13 protein-coding genes are annotated in these 20,825 nt (G+C 29.6%); 12 read left to right on the forward strand and 1 reads right to left on the reverse strand.

The window, feature by feature from the left end; translation table 11 throughout:
- The first annotated feature begins 345 nt into the window (after positions 1-345).
- The 12 genes from LB076_RS12020 (at position 346) to LB076_RS12075 (ending at position 18,825) form a co-directional block, all read left to right on the forward strand.
- On the forward strand, positions 346-1,008 hold the full coding sequence (locus LB076_RS12020; RefSeq protein WP_066336511.1) for a hypothetical protein: 663 nt from the start codon (positions 346-348) through the stop codon (positions 1,006-1,008).
- 194 nt (positions 1,009-1,202) lie between these two features.
- Complete coding sequence (locus LB076_RS12025; protein WP_078055253.1) at positions 1,203-2,129, forward strand: glycosyltransferase family 2 protein; 927 nt, start codon at positions 1,203-1,205, stop codon at positions 2,127-2,129.
- A 2,617-nt stretch (positions 2,130-4,746) separates the two neighbouring features.
- Entirely contained in the window at positions 4,747-5,781 is a 1,035-nt protein-coding gene (locus LB076_RS12030; protein ID WP_157776689.1) for a T9SS type A sorting domain-containing protein, read from the forward strand.
- A gap of 2,643 nt (positions 5,782-8,424) precedes the next feature.
- Positions 8,425-9,048 (forward strand): (d)CMP kinase, encoded by a 624-nt coding sequence (gene cmk, locus LB076_RS12035; RefSeq protein ID WP_066335159.1) that lies wholly within the window; start codon positions 8,425-8,427, stop codon positions 9,046-9,048.
- Complete coding sequence (locus tag LB076_RS12040) at positions 9,045-10,310, forward strand: B12-binding domain-containing radical SAM protein (RefSeq protein ID WP_066335156.1); 1,266 nt, start codon at positions 9,045-9,047, stop codon at positions 10,308-10,310. Before cmk ends, LB076_RS12040 begins: the two co-directional genes overlap by 4 nt.
- 1,377 nt (positions 10,311-11,687) lie before the next feature.
- Positions 11,688-12,410: a hypothetical protein gene (locus LB076_RS12050; RefSeq protein ID WP_070786804.1), complete on the forward strand. Its 723-nt coding sequence runs from the start codon at positions 11,688-11,690 to the stop codon at positions 12,408-12,410.
- A 756-nt stretch (positions 12,411-13,166) separates the two neighbouring features.
- Complete coding sequence (locus LB076_RS14000; RefSeq protein WP_066337155.1) at positions 13,167-13,472, forward strand: hypothetical protein; 306 nt, start codon at positions 13,167-13,169, stop codon at positions 13,470-13,472.
- Complete coding sequence (locus tag LB076_RS12055; RefSeq protein WP_198402044.1) at positions 13,469-14,662, forward strand: S41 family peptidase; 1,194 nt, start codon at positions 13,469-13,471, stop codon at positions 14,660-14,662. The genes LB076_RS14000 and LB076_RS12055 overlap by 4 nt, the downstream gene beginning before the upstream one ends.
- Before the next feature lie 174 nt (positions 14,663-14,836).
- The gene (locus LB076_RS12060; protein WP_157776688.1) at positions 14,837-15,493 is read left to right on the forward strand and encodes a hypothetical protein; all 657 of its coding nucleotides are present in this window, start codon (positions 14,837-14,839) and stop codon (positions 15,491-15,493) included.
- Between the two features lie 214 nt (positions 15,494-15,707).
- Positions 15,708-16,721 (forward strand): IS30 family transposase, encoded by a 1,014-nt coding sequence (locus LB076_RS12065; protein ID WP_070786782.1) that lies wholly within the window; start codon positions 15,708-15,710, stop codon positions 16,719-16,721.
- A 258-nt stretch (positions 16,722-16,979) separates the two neighbouring features.
- On the forward strand, positions 16,980-17,162 hold the full coding sequence (locus tag LB076_RS14190) for a hypothetical protein (RefSeq protein ID WP_425598072.1): 183 nt from the start codon (positions 16,980-16,982) through the stop codon (positions 17,160-17,162).
- Positions 17,163-18,264: 1,102 nt separating this feature from the next.
- Complete coding sequence (locus LB076_RS12075; protein WP_070786806.1) at positions 18,265-18,825, forward strand: hypothetical protein; 561 nt, start codon at positions 18,265-18,267, stop codon at positions 18,823-18,825.
- 1,461 nt (positions 18,826-20,286) lie between these two features.
- Here LB076_RS12075 and LB076_RS12080 read toward each other — a convergent pair.
- The gene (locus tag LB076_RS12080) at positions 20,287-20,682 is read right to left on the reverse strand and encodes a rhodanese-like domain-containing protein (protein WP_066337181.1); all 396 of its coding nucleotides are present in this window, start codon (positions 20,680-20,682) and stop codon (positions 20,287-20,289) included.
- Positions 20,683-20,825: the final 143 nt, after the last annotated feature.

Here is a 20,825-nt window from a genome sequence, read left to right on the forward strand (position 1 = left end):
CTTTGCGACGTCAAAAGTGTGTAATTATATTTTCAGAGTGTTTATTTTACAAAATACAATCTTTAATTTATAAGAAAAACTACTCAATAATGTGTTTTTTAAATGGAAAATGTTTCTGTTTTTAAAGAGAATTCCCGCAAATAAAAACAAGATAGAAGTACTTTGTGGATATTGCTACGCCACATAACACACGTCTCAAGCAATTTGCAGATTCGATGGAATTACCGTTTTTAATTGTATATTCGTTATAAAGAAAATAATCACATCTAAAAGCTGCAAACTGCATGAGGCGCGAGGACGTTGGCGGTAATTATAAAAAAACGACGGAAATATTAAAATTAAACTATGAAAACAACAAAAGTAATTAGTATCTTTTTCTTGATTTTTTTTGTATCAACTTCTTCTTATGGGCAATCTTCGGAAAGAAATTTTTCAGAAATTTTACAAACATATTATCTATATAAAGACAAAGACTTAGTTGACAAAACAATCGATTTTGTAAATCATTCAACAATGAGTTATAAAAGATTAGAACCAATACTGACTGGTTTTTTTGGAGCACTCTTTTTAAATGATAAAAATGTAAAAAAATCTTTCGTAAAGAATATAGATAAAATTGAAAAGCCAGAAATTAAAGAATTAATTATGACTCTTAGTTCATCTGATATTGACATACTTTACTCAAAAGCAAAAATTACAACAGAATATAATGATATGAATTGGGCTTCTTATTTTGCGACAGGAAATGTAAAATATATTGACAACATAATTTCAAATTTACCTTATGAAAATGAAAGAGCAGACATTAATTTATTTTTGGCTGGAGCCTCGGCAAAATGGTCATTATGTTCAAATGCGAATCAAGACAAACTCGTAAAAAAGCATCTTGAATCACTAAAAGACAAAAATGAAAATATGAAAGAGATTTTAAATAAAGAACCTCAATATTTTAAAGATAAAATGGTAGAAATAATTAAAGTACAAAAATCGAAAGGGATTTGGAATTGAAAATAACTACCGCCAACACACGTTTCTAGACATTTGCGAATTTATTGGAATTACCGTTTTTTATCGTATTTTCGTTTAGCCGAAAATACTCGTCTTCGAAAGTCGCAAACGTCTAGAAGCGCGAGAACGTTGGCAGTAATCTTGCCTCGAAAACCGCAAAAAATTAAAATTTATAAAATTTATAGATTGGATTTATGACAATGATAAGTAGGTTGGGATTTAAACCAACCAAAACAAATAATATAAAATCTGAATTACTGAAATCAACAAATGAAATCACAATCGTAATTCCAGTTAAAAATAATCAAAATGGAATTGAATTATTTTTAGAACAATTTTTCAAAACTCATAAATCAGAAAATTATCCGAAAGAAATAATAATAGTCGACAATAATTCAAAACCAAGTTTGAAAATTGAAACTAAAAAATATCCTCTAACTATAAAAATTTTAAGTTGCTCTAAAATTGGACCTGCAAGTGCAAGAAATTTTGGCGTTGAAAGTGTGAAATCTGAATGGATACTTTTTACTGATAGTGATTGTATTCCTACTGCAAATTTACTAACTGGATATTTGAAAAACCAAAATTATTCTATCGGCTATGCTGGAAATATTATTTCTGAAAGTAAAGATTTAATTTCAAAGTATTACGAAGAGCAAGAAATATTAATTCCACCAGAAGTTTATCAAAACGGAAAGAAACCACGACCAGATTATTTAGTAACTGCAAATTGTTTAGTTTGGAAAAAAGCGTTTGAAATTGTCGGAGGATTTAATGAAGAAATCAAAATTGCTGGCGGTGAAGATATTGATTTGGGTTTTAAATTTCTAAATATAGGCGAACTTTCGTACGCTTTTGATAGCGTTTCAAAACATAATTTTGGTGGTGGAATTTCCGATTTTAAAAATAGATTTATTAGATATGGGCTTGGCAACAAAATAATAAGTGAAATTTATAATTTAGATTTAGAACCAAAATTATTTAAACCAAATAAAAAAACTATTGTAAATTATTTATTAGCATATTTGCAATATAAATGGTTGAAAAAAGGTTACAGAATGAAACAAAATATTAAAAAAAAGACTACTGCCAACAGCGGTTTGGCGCAATTGGGGTTTTAGGCAAACTCATAGGTTGGTTTTGTACTTGGAAGTTCGGTCTTAAATCGATACATTTGGCTAACCAAATCCCCAACTGACGCCAAGCCACGAGACGTTATGGGCTAGTTTTGCCCATTTTGCGCAGATAAAGCCGTTTTTATAAGAAAAAACTGTTTATAATTTTAAGGTTTAGAGTTCTTAATTCCTAAAAAAACGCAAAAAAATGGATTCTTAAAATCAAAAAAAAAAAGATTTTGTTGTTTAAAGAATATTATTTCCAACCTGAAAATAATTCAAAACAAAATAATGACATAAAACAGCGTGATTTGCGGTTTACAGAGTGATTTTTCAAACAAGAAAATCCCAAAAGTTGAAGCGCAAACGGCATTTTACCCACTTGACGAAAAATTAAATGAGTGTAATTTGTGTTTTACAAAGTGATTTTACAAATAAGAAAAATCTCGGATTTAAATCTTAAAACAGGATTTTACCAGCGTTACGTGAAAAATTAAAAAAGAGTGATTTGTTCTTTAGAAAGTGAAAATCTAAATAAAAAAATCTCGAATTTAAAGCCAAAAAATATTTGCGTTTTTAGGTTTGTGAAGAAAAAAACAGCCCATAACAATCGTCTTAACTAATTTGCAGATTCTGTGGAATTACCGTTTTTAATTGTATATTCGTTATGAAGAAAAACATCCGTATCCAAAGCCTGCAAACTAGTTAAGGCGGGAACGTTATGGGCTAGTTTTGCCCATTTTGCGCAGATAAAGCCGTTTTTATAAGAAAAAACTGTTTGTAATTTTAAGGTTTAGCGTTCTAAATTCTTAAAAAAACGCAAAAAAACTGGATTCTTAAAATCTAAAAAAAAAACATTTTGTTGTTTAAAGAATATAACTAAAAAACAGAAAATAACTCCAAAACAAAATAATGACATAAAACAGCGTGATTTGCGGTTTACAGAGTGATTTTTCAAACAAGAAAATCCCCAAGTTGAAGCGCAAACGGCATTTTATCATCGTGACGTAAAAAATTAAATGAGTGTAATTTGTGTTTTACAAAGTGATTTTGCAAATAAGAAAAATCTCAGATTTAAATCTTAAAACAGGATTTTACCAGCGTTACGTGAAAAATTAAAAAAGTGTGATTTGTTCTTTACAAAGTGAGTATCTAAATAAAAAAATCTCGAATTTAAAGCCGAAAAATATTTGCGTTTTTAGGTTTGTGAAGAAAAAACCAGCCCATAACAATCGTCTTAACTAATTTGCAGATTCTGTGGAATTATCGTTTTTAATTGTATATTCGTTATGAAGAAAAACATCCGTATCCAAAGCCTGCAAACTAGTTAAGGCGGGAACGTTATGGGCTAGTTTTGCCCATTTTGCGCAGATAAAGCCGTTTTTATAAGAAAAAACTGCTTATAATTTTAAGGTTTAGAGTTCTAAATTCTTTAAAAAACGCAAAAAAACTGGATTCTTAAAATCTAAAAAAAAACATTTTGTTGTTTAAAGAATATAACTAAAAAACAGAAAATAACTCCAAAACAAAATAATGACATAAAACAGCGTGATTTGCGGTTTACAGAGTGATTTTTCAAACAATAAAATCCCAAATTTGAAGCGCAAACGGAATTTTATCAGCGTGACGCAAAAAATTAAATGAGTGTAATTTGTTCCTTACAAAGTGATTATCCAAATAAGAAAAATCTCGGATTTAAATCTTAAAACAGGATTTTACCAGCGTTACGAGAAAAATTAAAAAAGAGTGATTTGTTCTTTAGAAAGTGAAAATCTAAATAAAAAAAATCTCGAATTTAAAGCCAAAAATATTTGCGTTTTTAGGTTTGTGAAGAAAAAACCAGCCCATAACAATCGTCTTAACTAATTTGCAGATTCTGTGGAATTACCGTTTTTAATTGTATATTGGTTATGAAGAAAAACATCCGAATCCAAAGCCTGCAAACTAGTTAAGGCGGGAACGTTATGTGGCATAGCTCCGAAAATTCGTTTTTTAAATAGAAAATTAACGTTTTTAAGTATATATTTTTTTAAAAGTAATGTAAGTCAAAACTCCCCTCCTTTTCTCTTAGAAACGGCTTTTTATCACCGAAAAATCGGGCGAATTAGTATAATTTTTCACCAAATAATATTTAAGGAAAATAAAGTATAAAAGGAATAAATGTTGCAATTTAAAACAGAAAAAATCAATCAAAATAAGTTGCATAAAAGAGAGTGAACAGAAATTTAAGCCCAAAAGCGAAAAAGGTTAAACGGAATTGAAACGGATTTTTTTTGCGACGTCAAAAGTGTGTAATGGTATTTTCAGAGTGTTTATTTTACAAAATAAAACCTTTAATTTTATAAGGAAAACCACTCAATAATGTATTTTTTAAATGGAAAATGTTTATCTTTTTAAAGAGAATTCCCGCCAAAAAAAGCAAGATAAGAAGTACTTTGTGGCTATTGCTACGCCACATAACACACGTCTCAAGCAATTTGCAGATTCTGTGGAATTACCGTTTTTAATTGTATATTCGTAAAGAATAAAATAATCGCATCCAAAAGCTGCAAACTGCATGAGGCGCGAGGACGTTGGCAGAAATAAAATCAAAAAACACAAAAACAAAATTAAAATCAAATTTATGAAACAAAAATTATTTATTCTATTAACATTACTGACAATTAATTTAAACGCTCAAGTAATTGATGTAGTAACAACTGGATTGACTGATCCTGCGGGTCTTGCTATTTCTGGAAACACATTATACATTGCAGAAGCTTTTGGGGCAAATAAAATTTCTAAAATAGATATTTCTTCTGCTTCGCCAACAAAAACAGACGTTGTTACAGGGCTTTCGGGACCAGACGGTTTAGCAATTAGTGGGAATACATTATATATTGCAGAAATTGATGCTGACAAAATTTCAAAAATCGACATTTCTTCTGCAACACCAATTGTTGAAACTGTTATTACAGGAGTACTAGAACCGACAGGAATTGTAATTGACGGCGACTATTTATATATTGCTGAATATAATGCTCAAAAAATTTCAAAATTAAACTTAACAACTTTAGTGAAGACAGATTATTTAATCGGTTTATCTGGACCAACAGGTTTAGTAATAAGCAATAATATTCTTTATTTTTCTGAATTTGACACAAATGTTATTTCAAAAGTTGACTTAACGGCAGCTGTACCTGTAGTTACTCAAATGGGCAGTGGATTTAATGAACCCGCGTTTTTGAATTTAGTGGGGTCTGAATTATATTTTGCTAATTATGGGTCAGGAAAATTATCAAAAATGAATATTACAAATCAAATAGTTAGTGACGTTGCTACTAGTTTAGGTGGTGTTTATGGTTTAGTAAACAACGGAGCATTTCTTTTTCTATCTCAACGAGACACAAATAAAATATCAAAAATAAGTTTAACAAATTTATCAACGGCAAATTTTGATATTGAAAATCAAGTTTCAATTTATCCAAATCCAACATCAAACTATTTAACTTTGCAAAATGTTTTGAAAAATAGTGAAATCACAATTTCTGATTTTAGCGGTAGAATTATCAAGCAATTTAAATATCAAAAACCTACTATTGACTTACAAAGCTTTGAAAAAGGTATTTACTTTTTGACAATAGATAAAAATAAAACAATAAAATTTATAAAGAACTAAAAATTTACTTCTGCCAACAGCAGTTTGGCAAAATGGCGGGTTCAGTGCTAAATTGAACATTCGGTTTTCAAATGAAGTTTTGTGCTAATTTGAAAGTAAGTGCTTCTAAATCCGCCACTTCGCCAAGCTGCAAATCGTTGTAGGCAAGTTGCGCCCAAATCGCGCATAATTAACCTTTTAATTAAGAAAAAACTGTTTATAATTTTAAGGTTTAGAGTTCTTAATTCCTAAAAAAGTGTATAAAAAACTGGATTCTTAAAATCCAAAAAAAAGGTTATATTGTTTAAAGAGTATTGCTTAAAAACAGAAAATAATCCAAAACAAAATAATGACCTAAAACAGCGTGATTTGTGGTTTACAGAGTGATTTTTTAAAACAATAAAATCCCCAAGTTGAAGCGCAAACGGCATTTTATCAGCTTTACGGAAAAAATTAAATGAGTATAATTTGTTCCTTACAAAGTGATTATTCAAATAAGAAAAACCTCGGATTTAAATCTTAAAAAAAATCAACAAGGAAAATTAAAAAGCTGAAATAGAGTGATTTGTTTTTTAAAGAGTGAGAATCTAAATAAAAAAATCTCGAATTTAAAGTAGGAATTTGTTTGTGTTTTTAGGTTTGTGAAGAAAAAACCAGCCCATAACAATCGTCTTAACTAATTTGCAGATTCTGTGGAATTACCGTTTTTAATTGTATATTCGTTATGAAGAAAAACATCCGTATCCAAAGCCTGCAAACTAGTTAAGGCGGGAACGTTATGGGCTAGTTTTGCCCATTTTGCGCAGATAATGCCGTTTTTATAAGAAAAAACTGTTTATAATTTTAAGGTTTGGAGTTCTAAATTCTTAAAAAAAGCGCAAAAAAATGGATTCTTAAAATCCAAAAAAAATATTTTGTTGTTTAAAGAGTGTTATTTAAAAATAGAAAATAATCCAAAACAAAATAATGACATAAAACAGCGTGATTTGTGGTTTGCAGAGTGATTTTTTCAAACAATAAAATCCCCAAGTTGAAGCGCAAACGGCATTTTATCAGCTTTACGGAAAAAATTAAATGAGTATAATTTGTTCCTTACAAAGTGATTATTCAAATAAGAAAAACCTCGGATTTAAATCTTAAAAAAAATCAACAAGGAAAATTAAAAAGCTGAAATAGAGTGATTTGTTTTTTAAAGAGTGAGAATCTAAATAAAAAAATCTCGAATTTAAAGTAGGAATTTGTTTGTGTTTTTAGGTTTGTGAAGAAAAAACCAGCCCATAACAATCGTCTTAACTAATTTGCAGATTCTGTGGAATTACCGTTTTTAATTGTATATTCGTTATGAAGAAAAACATCCGTATCCAAAGCCTGCAAACTAGTTAAGGCGGGAACGTTATGGGCTAGTTTTGCCCATTTTGCGCAGATAAAGCCGTTTTTATAAGAAAAAACTGTTTATAATTTTAAAGTTTAGGGTTCTTAATTCCTAAAAAAACGCAAAATAACTGGATTTTTAAAAGCCAAAAAAAAATATTTTGTTGTTTAAAGAATATTATTTCCAACCTGAAAATAATTCAAAACAAAATAATGACATAAAACAGCGTGATTTGCGGTTTACAGAGTGATTTTTCAAACAAGAAAATCCCAAAAGTTGAAGCGCAAACGGCATTTTATCCGCTTTACGAAAAAATTAAATGAGTGTAATTTGTGTTTTACAAAGTGATTTTACAAATAAGAAAAATCTCGGATTTAAATCTTAAAACAGGATTTTACCAGCGTTACGTGAAAAATTAAAAAAGTGTGATTTGTTCTTTACAAAGTGAGTATCTAAATAAAAAAATCTCGAATTTAAAGCCAAAAAATATTTGCGTTTTTAGGTTTGTGAAGAAAAAACCAGCCCATAACAATCGTCTTAACTAATTTGCAGATTCTGTGGAATTATCGTTTTTAATTGTATATTCGTTTCGAAGAAAAACATCCGTATCATAAGCCTGCAAACTAGTTAAGGCGGGAACGTTATGTGGCATAGCTCCGAAAATTCATTTTTAAAATAGAAAATTAACGTTTTTAAGTATATATTTTTTAAAAGTAATGTAAGTCAAAACTCCCCTCCTTTTCTCTTAGAAACGGTTTTTTATCACTGAAAAATCGGTCGAATTAGTATAATTTTTCACCAAATAATATTTAAGGAAAATAAAGTATAAAAGGAATAAATGTTGCGATTTAAAGCCGAAAAAATCAATCAAAATAAGTTGCATAAAAGAGAGTGACCAGAAATTTAAGCCCAAAAGCGAAAAAGGTTATACGGAATTGAAACGGATTTTTTTTGCGACGTCAAAAGTGTATAATGGTATTTTCAGAGTGTTTATTTTACAAAATAAAATCTTTAATTTTATAAGAAAAACTACTCAATAATGTGTTTTTTAAATGGAAAATGTTTCTGTTTTTAAAGATAATTCCCGCAAATAAAAACGAGATAGAAGTACTTTGTGGCTATTGCTACGCCACATAACACACGTCTCAAGCAATTTGCAGATTCTGTGGAATTACCGTTTTTAATTGTATATTCGTAATGAAGAAAATAATCGCATCCAAAAGCTGCAAACTGCATGAGGCGCGAAGACGTTAGCCGTCAGTTTACCCAAAATCACGCAAAAAAAGTCGAAAATGATAATTACAATTGATGGAAAATCTTGCACAGGTAAAAGTACAATAGCTCTTTTATTATCAAAAAAAATTAACTTTTCATATATAAATAGTGGACTTCTGTATAGAGCAATCACTCACGAAATTTTGAAAAATAAAATAGATTTAATTAATTTCAAAAATAAAGAAGAACAAATAAAATTATTAATAAATCACTATAATTTTGATCTACAAAAAATAAACGAAAATATTTCAATTTTTAAAACTATTGAAATCAGTAAGTTTGGAACAGAGATTGCAAAATTGCAATTTGTAAGAGACAAAGTGAATGATTATATTTCAGAAATAAATTCAAAATATAAAAATATCATAATTGAGGGTAGAGATATCGGAACAAAAGTTTTCCCAAATGCAGATTTTAAATTTTTCTTTATTGCAGATATAGATATACGAGCAAATAGATTGGCTTTAGAAAGAAATTCAAAAGAAATAAATAAAATTAAAATAGAAATCCAAAAAAGAGATCTTGAAGATGAAAATAGAAAAAATTCGCCTTTAAAAAAAGCAATTAGTGCAATATTAATTGATACATCTAAATTAACAATTGAAGAAACGGTAAATATATTAGAACAACATTTAAAATGAATAAACTGAACAATTTAGTAATTTTATTACAACCACCAAACTTATGTAAAACATTCACAAGGTCAGGTTCGGTTTATCCACCATTAGGGCTTTGTCAATTGGCAGCAGTAGACAAAAATGATGTAATAGAAGTATTTGATGCAGAAGGAGAAGGGTTAAACATTGAAGAAACTCAAACAAAATTAATACGAAAAAAACCTAAAATTATTGGTCTTTCAGCAACATCATTCACTCTTGTAATTGTTGAAAATTGGGCAAAGTTTGCTAAATCAATTGGTGCAATTGTTATAGTTGGTGGTCCACATCCAAGCTTAAGTCCAAGAGATACTTTTGACAAATGTCCAAGCGTAAAATATATTGTTAGAGGTGAAGGAGAAGTAATTATTAATGAATTGATTGAAAACCTCTTAAACAATAAAAATAATTTAAATTTAAGTGGAGTTTGTGAAAGATTAAATGATAAATATCATATTTCTGATGAAATTTTGAAAGTAGAAAATTTCGAAAATTTACCTTTTCCAAATCTTTCAAAAATGCCAATCAAAAATTATTGGTGTCCAGACTCTAAAAGTAGTCCGATGGTTACAATGATGACAACAAGAGGATGCCCATATAAATGTGGTTTTTGCAGTAGTCCAGCTGTAATGGGAAAAAAAATAAGAAGTTGGAGTGTTGATAAAGTAATAAAAGAACTGAAATATTTACACTTTGAATTAGGTGTAAATGAAATTTCATTTGTTGATGATGTATTTACAATTAATCGTAAAAGAACAATTAATTTATGTAAAGAGATAATAAAAAATAAAATAAAAATTACTTGGTTTTGTAATGCTCGAGCCGATCATATAGACGAGGAAATGGCAAAAGTTATGAGTGAAGCAGGTTGTCATCAAACTTATTTAGGTTTTGAAAGTGGGGCGCAAATAATTTTAGATAATGTCCAAAAAGGCACAACCATAGAAAAGTTAGTTAATGGCGCAAAAATATTGAAAGAAAACAACATATCAAGAAGTATAGGCTTTGTTTTAGGATTACCTGGTGAAACAGATGAAACAGTAATTCAAAGTATAGAACTAGCTAAAGTATTAAAACCTGAACGTCTACAATTCACTAGATTTACACCGCTAGTTGGCTCACCATTAGAAAACTACTCGTATGAACAGAATGGTTTTCATACAAAAGGAGAAGATATTGTAGGTAGATGGGTTAAATTTGCATACGAAAGTTGCGAGAATGATAATTGGGGTAAAGAAAGTTGGTAGAAAAAACCGAACGGCTAACAGCGGTTTCAAGAAATGGCGAAAAATGTGCTAAATTGATTTATTTCTTCCGCAAGAAATATTATCTTAGAAGAAAATATGCGGTTACGAAATTCCCCACTTCTTGAAGCCACGAAACGTTATGTGGCATAGCTCCGAAAATTCGTTTTTTAAATAGAAAATTAACGTTTTTAAGAATGTATTTTTTAAAAGTAATGTAAGTCAAAACTCCCCTCCTTTTCTCTTAGAAACGGCTTTTTATTGCCGAAAAATCGGGCGAATTAGTATAATTTTTCACCAAATAATATTTAAGGAAAATAAAGTATAAAAGGAATAAATGTTGCAATTTAAAACAGAAAAAATCAATCAAAATAAGTTGCATAAAAGAGAGTGAACAGGAATTTAAGCCCAAAAGAGAAAAAGGTTAGACGCAATTGAAACGGATTTTTTTTGCGACGTCAAAAGTGTGTGATGATATTTTCAGAGTGTTTATTTTACGAAAGAAAATCTTTAATTTTATAAGAAAAACCACTCAATAATGTGTTTTTTAAATGGAAAATGTTTCTGTTTTTAAAGAGAATTTCCGCAAAAAAAGCAAGATAGAAGTACTTTGTGGCTATTGCTACGCCACATAACACACGTCTCAAGCAATTTGCAGATTCGGTGGAATTACCGTTTTTAATTGTATATTCGTAATGAAGAAAATAATCGTATCCAAAATCTGCAAACTGCATGAGGCGCGAAGACGTTATGTGGCATAGCTCCGAAAATTCGTTTTTAAAATAGAAAATTAACGTTTTTAAGCATCTATTTTTTAAAAGTAATGTAAGTCAAAACTCCTCTCCTATTCTCTTAGAAACGGCTTTTTATTGCCGAAAATCGGGCGAATTAGTATAATTTTTCACTAAATAATATTTAAGGAAAATAAAGTATAAAAGGAATAAATGTTGCAATTTAAAACCGAAAAAATCAATCAAAATAAGTTGTATAAAAGAGAGTGACCAGAAATTTAAGCCCAAAAGAGAAAAAGGTTAGACGGAATTGAAACGGATTTTTTTTGCGACGTCAAAAGTGTGTAATGATATTTTCAGAGTGTTTATTTTATAAAAAATAATCTTTAATTTTATAAGAAAAACTACTCAATAATGTATTTTTTAAATGGAAAATGTTTCTCTTTTTAAAGAGAATTCCCGCCAAAAAAAGCAAGATAGAAGTACTTTGTGGCTATTGCTACGCCACATAACACACGTCTCAAGCAATTTGCAGATTCTGTGGAATTACCGTTTTTAATTGTATATTCGTAAAGAATAAAATAATCGCATCCAAAAGCTGCAAACTGCATGAGGCGCGAGGACGTTGGTAGCAATTAAACATAAAACAATGGAAATAAGCACTTTATCTGGACTCTTAATTGGAATTTTTGGAATTGTTTTGTCAATTATTTTTTACTTAAAAGGTTCGAGAAAGAAAAATCCTGCTTTTGAAATTTCTGGTCTAAATATCATATCCGAAAGTATAAACAACAAAGTAAATGATATAAAAATAATTTATAAAGACAGTGAAATTAAAAACCTTACAGTTACTAAAGTAGCTATTTGGAATGCAGGCAATGATACTATATGGGAAAAAGATATTCCTAACTCGAATAAATTTAGAATAAACCTAAGCCGAATTAATACAATATATGAAAGTGAAATAATTTTAAAAGATAAAGATTCAACTTTAGAATTACATAAAATTGATAATTCTATAATTTGCAACTTTAACTTTTTAGAAGCTAACTCAGGTTTTATTATAAAAATAATACATTCTGGAATTAATTCGGACTCTATAAGTGTTATGGGAAAAGTTATTGGTGGCGGAGAAATGAAAAGAATAAATGATTTTGGGCGTAAGTCAGAAAAAAGAGAAAAAGAATTTTGGAAATATATAGGAATTGGATTTTTCTCTATTTTTGGGTACTTCTCTTTTATTTCAACAATGCCATTTTTTTTGAAAATTATGGTTCTATTCACTTGTGGATTAATGTTAACACTTGTAATCACACAAATATTTCAAAAGAAAGTTCCAAACAGATTAAAAGAAAAGTTCTATCAAGATTAACTGCTACCAACAGCCGTTTGGCAAGATTGGGGCTTTAGTGGAATTAACGGTTTTTATCATATCTTCGTTTAGTCGAAAATACACGGTTTAAAAATCCCCAACCTCGCCAAGCGACGGGACGTTATGTGGCATAGCTCCGAAAATTCGTTTTTAAAATAGAAAATTAACGTTTTTAAGCATATATTTTTTAAAAGTAATGTAAGTTAAAACCTCCCTCCTATTCTCTTAGAAACGGCTTTTTATTGCCGAAAATCGGGCGAATTAGTATAATTTTTCACCAAATAATATTTAAGGAAAATAAAGTATAAAAGGAATAAATGTTGCGATTTAAAACCGAAAAAATCAATCAAAATAAGTTGCATAAAAGAGAGTGAACAGGAATTTAAGCCCAAAAGCGAAAAAGGTTTGATGGGATTGAAACGGATTTTTTTTGCGACGTCAAAAGTGTGTGATGATATTTTCAGAGTGTTTATTTTACAAAAGAAAATCTTTAATTTTATAAGAAAAACTACTCAATAATGTGTTTTTTAAATGGAAAATGTTTCTGTTTTTAAAGAGAATTCCTGTCAAAAAAAGCAAGATAGAAGTACTTTGTGGCTATTGCTACGCCACATAACACACGTCTCAAGCAATTTGCAGATTCTGTGGAATTACCGTTTTTAATTGTATATTCGTTACGCAGAAAATAATCGCATCCAAAAGCTGCAAACTGCATGAGGCGCGAAGACGTTAGCACCAATTTTAGAAAACCGAAAAATGACGAAAATAACAACACTTTTTTTAATATTTTTTATTTCATTTTGCACATTCGGACAATCAATTGATGAGCGGTTTACCCAGAAGAAAATGAAACAAGATTTTGAAATTTTTAAACAAATATCAAAGCAAACAAATTCAGGGCTTTATAAATACCGAACCAAACAACAGATTGATAGTATTTATAATTGGGGAAATCTTCAAATTGAAAAGTTAATAACTTACAGAGATTTTTATAATCTAATTTGCACAATTTCAAATTTTGAAGGAAGTGTACACAATAATGTTTCTTTGCCGAAAATTTGAAAAATGAAATTTACGGCTATTTTCCATATCCTATTAAATGGATTGATGACAAGTGGCTTATAAATATTGATAGTGAACAAATTCCTTTGGGTGCAGAAATTATTGAACTAAACGACACAAAAACAGAAAAAATTATTCCTGAACTTTATAAATATTATTCGACCGATGGAAATAATCTAACAGGTAAAAGAATAGGTTTAATGACTAGTTTTTCAAAGTATTACAGACTTCATTTTGGCTTAACTCAAAACTTCAAAATAAATTATGTAAATCCAATTTCAAAACAGTTAGAAACAAAAAATGTAGAAGGTGTTGATTACAAAACATATATAGAAAACTTTCGTAAAATGCATTCAATGTCTGTTGACCAATATTATTATGCAGATTTAAAAGAAAATCAAAAGTATAAATACAAACAGTTGGATTCAATTACTGGAATTCTAACTATTCAAACTTTCGATATGGGAAATGAAACAACAAAAGAACATTTAAAATACAATCAATTTTTAGACAGTATTTTTGCAGATATTAAAACAGAAGGATTGAAAAATTTAATCGTTGATGTTCGTAACAATGGTGGCGGAACAGACCCAAATGATTTGATAACATATTCATATTTAACAAATAGAAAATTTCAAGAAAATATTCAAGCGTGGATAAGCTTTAACAAAATTCCAATGTTAAAATACATCGACCATAAAGTTCCGAGTTTTATAAGACCTTTATTCATTGGTAAATTTAATAAAGAATTTCAACAAATTTTCCCACAAGAAAAAAATGGTAAGTTTTATCAAGATGAAAATTCGGACGACCATAAAATTAGAACCCCAAATCAAAATGCCTTTACAGGCAATGTTTATCTTTTAACAAGTCCAAAAATTGCATCAGCAGGAAGTCTTTTTGCAGCAATGCTAGCGGGTAATGAAAATACAACAACAATTGGAGAAGAAACAATGGGAGGTTATTACGGACACAACGGACATACATCATTAGAATATAAATTACCAAAATCTAAAATCATTATACAATTTTCAGTAGTAAATTTAGAACAAGATGTTCCGAAAAAAGAAAATCAAAAATACAACAGAGGTATTATTCCAGATTATAATATTACTCAAACTTTTAGTGACTTCCTAAATAATACAGACACGCAAATGAATTTTACTTTGAAACTAATTAAGAAAAAATAAAAACTGGTGCTAACAGCAGTTTGGCAAAATGGCGGGTTCGGTGCTATATTGAAGATTTGGTTTTCAAATAAACATTAGTGCTAAAATGAAAGTAACTGCTTCTAAATCCGCCACTTCGCCAAGCGGCAAAACGTTAGCGGTCAGGCAAAAAAAAACGGAACTAATCAACTGAAAATGAAGAGAATATTTATATCAATAATGGCAATTACACTATTTGCAAACTGCAATAATTCGAACAATAATACTGTTGATAAATCTGACCGATTTGAATTAGTTCCAGAAGCCGACAAAGATATAAGAGAAGAATATGAAAAACAGAAGGATTTAAAGCAGATTAATTGTTCCTTTTCTAATCCTGATACTTCAGTTATTGGAATTAAAATTCGTAATGTTGAAAGTACTATAAAAATTTTGGGAGAAAAGACGAAATTACAAGGTGACTCTTCTCATATTTTTATTTCTAGAGACAATAATCAAAAACTTAGTTTAACGGTACATCCTGGAGATTTACATAACCAAATAAGTATTTTTAAAATTTCTTATTTTAAAAACTCAAATCACAACTACAAAAAAATAAATTCAAAGGAATTTGAAACCGAAAAAGGAATTAAATTAGGAATAAACAAAAAAGAAATTATTGAAAAACTTGGAAATTGTTATGTAGCAAAAGACAGCGTACAAACTTCGATTACACTTAATTACAGACTTGAAAGTCCAGCTGACAGCAAAACAAAATTACTAAAAAGTAATAATATGCCAATTTATTACGCAACATATATGCTGAAAAATGATAAACTAGAAAGAATTGAATTTGGATTTGAGTATCCATAGAACGTAAAAGCCCGACCGCTAACACACGTCTTGCGCCATTTGCGAATTTAGTGGAATTATCGTTTTTTTATCGTATTTTCGTTCAGCCGAAAATACTCGTCTTCGTAAGTCGCAAACGGCGCAAGGCGCGAGAACGTTACAGGGCATAGCTACGCAGATTCGGAGAATTCAATAACCTAGCGCAACAAATGATAAATTTTATCTTTGTTGAATTATGGAAAAAAAGTACAAGCGATTATCCTTAGAAGAACGTATTATAATTGAGACATTACTTAAGGAAAACAGGACCGAAAACTACATTGGAAAGCAATTAAATCGAAATCGATCTACCATAACCCGAGAAGTAAATCTTTGGGTAAGAAACCCAACCGATATTTACAAGGCTGATTTAGCACATTGGTATGCTTTAGAAACCAATAAAAACAAAAGAACTCAAGACAAAATAAATTCATATCCTAAACTTAAGATATTCGTTTACAGAAGCTTATTAAAAGGAACGAGCCCTGAATTAATGGCTGGACAAATCAAGTTATTATATCCAAATGACCCTATCATGTCTATTTCTTATGAATCTATATATAAACATATTTATAGGTCTAGGCAGTCTACTTTAGGCAAAAAACTAATCAAACTCCTCCCCTATCATCATCACAAAAGACGAGACAAAAGAAAATTTGGTAAAAAAAGAACACGGATCAAAGACCAAGTCAGTATTGACCTAAGACCTATTGAAATTGAAAAACGTCTGGAAGCAGGGCACTTAGAAGGTGATTTGATGATTGGTGTCGGACACAAAAGTGCCATTGGAACCATCGTAGATAGAAAAACTAGATATGTTATTATTGTACCAATCAGCAACAGAAAATCAAAAACAGTAACTCATGAATTTGCAAAGCTGTTAAATAAACATCCTCAATACCTCAGAAAAACAATGACTTACGATAACGGAATGGAAATGGCTAATCATAAATGGCTCTCTGAAAAGACTGGAATGGATATTTATTTTGCACATCCTTACTCCTCATGGGAAAGAGGCACAAATGAAAATACTAATGGACTAATTAGAAGGTTTTTACCCAAAGGAACCGACTTTAACACAATAACTACTGAAGAGCTGAAACGAATAGAAAACAACCTAAATAACAGACCTAGAAAGGTTTTAGGTTTCAAAACACCTAATGAAATGAGGAACCAAGAAATTAATAAAATCAGTAACACACAGGCTTAATTTTGGAAATAACTTTTGGCTCCTTAAAAAGCCAAAAAAGTTATTCTAAAATTAAGCACATTATCTAAGAAAAATACTAAATTTGATTTATTAAAAATAACTAACGATGTTGCGCTAGACCCTTGAATCCGCCTTCAGGAGAATTCAAGAATCTAACACAATTTTTAACTTACATTATTTTATAATTTTATGGCAAACATATTTGAATATTATTTAGTTGACTGGCTCGGAATATCACTTAGTCTTTTATCAGTTTATATGTTAGGTAATAAAAATAAATGGGGGTTTATAATTTTTGCTATCTCAAATGTGGTATGGATGTTTCTAGGATTTGTTTTAATGAACAGTTTGGGAACAGCAATTGGAAATGCCGTATTTCTAGTAATAAATATTCGTGGATACATAAACTGGAAAAATGTACCCGAAGAAAAAAGTTGTTGATTATTAGACATAGATGATGAATTCGGATTTTAGTAGAAAATATTCTTTAATGAATTTTATCTAAAAGCTTCTCTACTATTTTGAAAGGTAGAAATCTCAAAATAAACATTGAGTTGAATTTACATTGCCGAAAAAAAGAAACTTTAACGGCACTATAGATGAAAAAAAGTTTTGTCAAAAATTAAACTTAACTTTGATAAAAGTCAAAAAAGAAGCTGTTTTAAAAGTAGATAACAATCAAATAAATCTTTGTCTAAATTAAAATATTGAGCGAAATTAACAGAAACTGACAAGTTTGACACATATTGCTACGCCCTGTAACACACGCTACAAGCAATTTGGGTATTAGGCTTAATTTGAAGTTGGTTTTGTATTTGGAAGATTTGGCAAATCCGAAGAATAGGCTTAATTTAGTCCCAAACTGCTTGTAGCGCGGGGACGTTACAGGGCATAGCTCCGAAAATTCGTTTTTAAAATAGAAAATTAACGTTTTTAAGCATATATATTTTAAAAGTAATGTAAGTCAAAACTCTCCCCTCCTTTTCTCTTAGAAACGGCTTTTTATTGCCGAAAAATGGGGCGAATTAGTATAATTTTTCACCAAATAATATTTAAGGAAAATAAAGTATAAAAGGAATAAATGTTGTAATTAAAAACAGAAAAACTCAATCAAAATAAGTTGCATAAAAGAGTGTGACCAGAAATTTAAGCCCAAAAGCGAAAAAGGTTAGACGGAATTGAAACGGATTTTTTTTGCGACTTCAAAAGTGTGTAATGATATTTTCAGAGTGTTTATTTTACGAAAGAAAATTTTTAATTTTATAAGAAAAACCACTCAATAATTTGTTTTTTAAATGGAAAATGTTTCTGTTTTAAAGAGAATTCCCGCCAAAAAAAGTAAGATTGAAGTGTTTTATGGCTATTGCTACGCCCTGTAACACACGTCTCAAGCAATTTGCAGATTCTGTGGAATTACCGTTTTTAATTGTATATTCGTTATAAAGAAAATAATCGCATCCAAAAGCTGCAAACTGCATGAGGCGCGAGGACGTTGTGCGTCAGTTTAGAACGACAGAAATCCGAAAGAAAATTGATTACCAAAATGAAATTTAAGATAAAATATATTTTACCGCTTTTTGTGGCTCTACTTTTTTTAAGTTTCAAAAACTTATCAAATCCAGTTTTCATAATTGGTCATTTAAAGCCAAAAAATGCAGAACTGAAAAATGATATAATTGGTCTGAAAATTTTTGTGAAAGCAGATGGAAAAATATTAGCAGAAAGTTATACTGACCAAAATGGAGATTTCAATTTGACATTTACACCCGAAAACGAAAAATCATTTGACTTTTTTTGTAGCGGTATTGGAATTGGAACAATTTTGCTAAAATCTGTAACTAATTTTGAAAGTGAAAATATAGAAATGAGTTTGGATTATACTGCAAAATATAAGAAAACTATTTTAGGTAAAGTTATTTGTCTAAAATGCAAAAAAGCCGACAAAGTATACGAAATACTATATTCAGATCCACCAATTGTAACCCGAAAAATCAATAAATTTGGAGACACAATTTACAGCAAAATTTATAAAAACAAATATAGAGAAGGTTGCATAGTTGAACCTGCAAAATATTATTGCGAAAGAGATGATGTTAAATTTTAATAAATAAAAAACCGAACGCACAACAGCTGTTTTGAGCTAGCTGGAGTTTAGTGGAATTACCGTTTCGCATCAATTTTCTGCAAAGCCGAAAATTGAGCGGTTACGAACTTCCAGCCATCTCAAAGCAGCGGGACGTTATGTGGCATAGCTCCGAAAATTCGTTTTTAAAATAGAAAATTAACGTTTTTAAGCATATATTTTTTAAAAGTAATGTAAGTTAAAACCTCCCTCCTATTCTCTTAGAAACGGCTTTTTATTGCCGAAAATCGGGCGAATTAGTATAATTTTTCACCAAATAATATTTAAGGAAAATAAAGTATAAAAGGAATAAATGTTGCGATTTAAAACCGAAAAAATCAATCAAAATAAGTTGCATAAAAGAGAGTGAACAGAAATTTAAGCCCAAAAGCGAAAAAGGTTTGATGGAATTGAAACGGATTTTTTTTGCGACGTCAAAAGTGTGTAATGATATTTTCAGAGTGTTTATTTTACAAAAGACAATCTTTAATTTTATAAGAAAAACTACTCAATAATGTGTTTTTTAAATGGAAAATGTTTGTGTTTTTAAAGAGAATTCCCGCCAAAAAAAGCAAGATAAGAAGTACTTTGTGGCTATTGCTACGCCACATAACACACGTCTCAAGCAATTTGCAGATTCTGTGGAATTACCGTTTTTAATTGTATATTCGTTACGCAGAAAATAATCGCATCCAAAAGCTGCAAACTGCATGAGGCGCGAAGACGTTATGGGCTAGTTTTGCCCATTTTGCGCAGATAAAGCCGTTTTTATAAGAAAAAACTGTTTATAATTTTAAGGTTTAGAGTTCTAAATTCTTTAAAAAAGCTCAAAAAAAATGGATTCTTAAAATCTAAAAAAACAGGTTTTGTTGTTTAAAGAGTATTACTAAAAAACTGAAAATAATCCAAAACAAAATAATGACTTAAAACAGCGTGATTTGTGGTTTTCAGAGTGATTTTTTTAAACAAGAAAATCCCCAAGTTGAAGCGCAAACGGCATTTTATCAGCGTGACGTAAAAAATTAAATGAGTGTAATTTGTTCCTTACAAAGTGATTATCCAAATAAGAAAAATCTCGGATTTAAATCTTAAAAAAAATCAATAAGGAAAATTAAAAAGCTGAAATAGAGTGATTTGTTTTTTAAAGAGTGAGTATCTAAATAAAAAAAATCTCGTATTTAAAGCCAAAAAATGTTTGCGTTTTTAGGTTTGGGGAGAAAAAACCAGCCCATAACAATCGTCTTAACTAATTTGCAGATTCTGTGGAATTACCGTTTTTAATTGTATATTCGTTATGAAGAAAAACATCCGTATCCAAAGCCTGCAAACTAGTTAAGGCGGGAACGTTGCCTGCAAGCGTAGAGCGACACAACTCTAAAAGACAGCGGACAAATATAGACAACAAAAACCTACATTTGTCCAACTTTCAAATACAATTAAGAATTAACAAGCACATTCAATTTTTTGACCACTTGGACTTGACTTTGTTCCTTCGGTAGCATAACCGTCAAATTTCCACCATTCAATACCGCCCATTAACTCTTTTACTTTGAAACCAAGTTTTGACATATTTAAAGCCCCTTTTGTAGAAGCATTACAGCCAATTCCATCGCAATAAGTTACGTACAAAATGTCTTTATCCAAATGTTTGGTACTTTCCTCATTCATTTCACGATGCGGAATATTTATTGCCATTAGAATATGTTCAGCTTCAAAACCAAATGCTTTTCTTGCATCAAGTGGAACAACTTTTTCATTGTTATTTAAGGCATCAAATAAATCAGACGGGTCCATTTCAAATGCTAACTTGTTTTCGTAATGTTTAATTTGTAAATCCATTTTTCTAAATTTTAAGATTAATAATGATGCAAAACTAAAACAACTTTGTAAGCCATAAAAACGAAAATAATTCATTATTTATAACGATTATTTTCATACAAATCTGACTGTTTAATTTCGTTTCTTTGTGAAAATTTAAAGTT

The organism is Flavobacterium crassostreae (assembly GCF_001831475.1).
GTDB lineage: Bacteria > Bacteroidota > Bacteroidia > Flavobacteriales > Flavobacteriaceae > Flavobacterium > Flavobacterium crassostreae.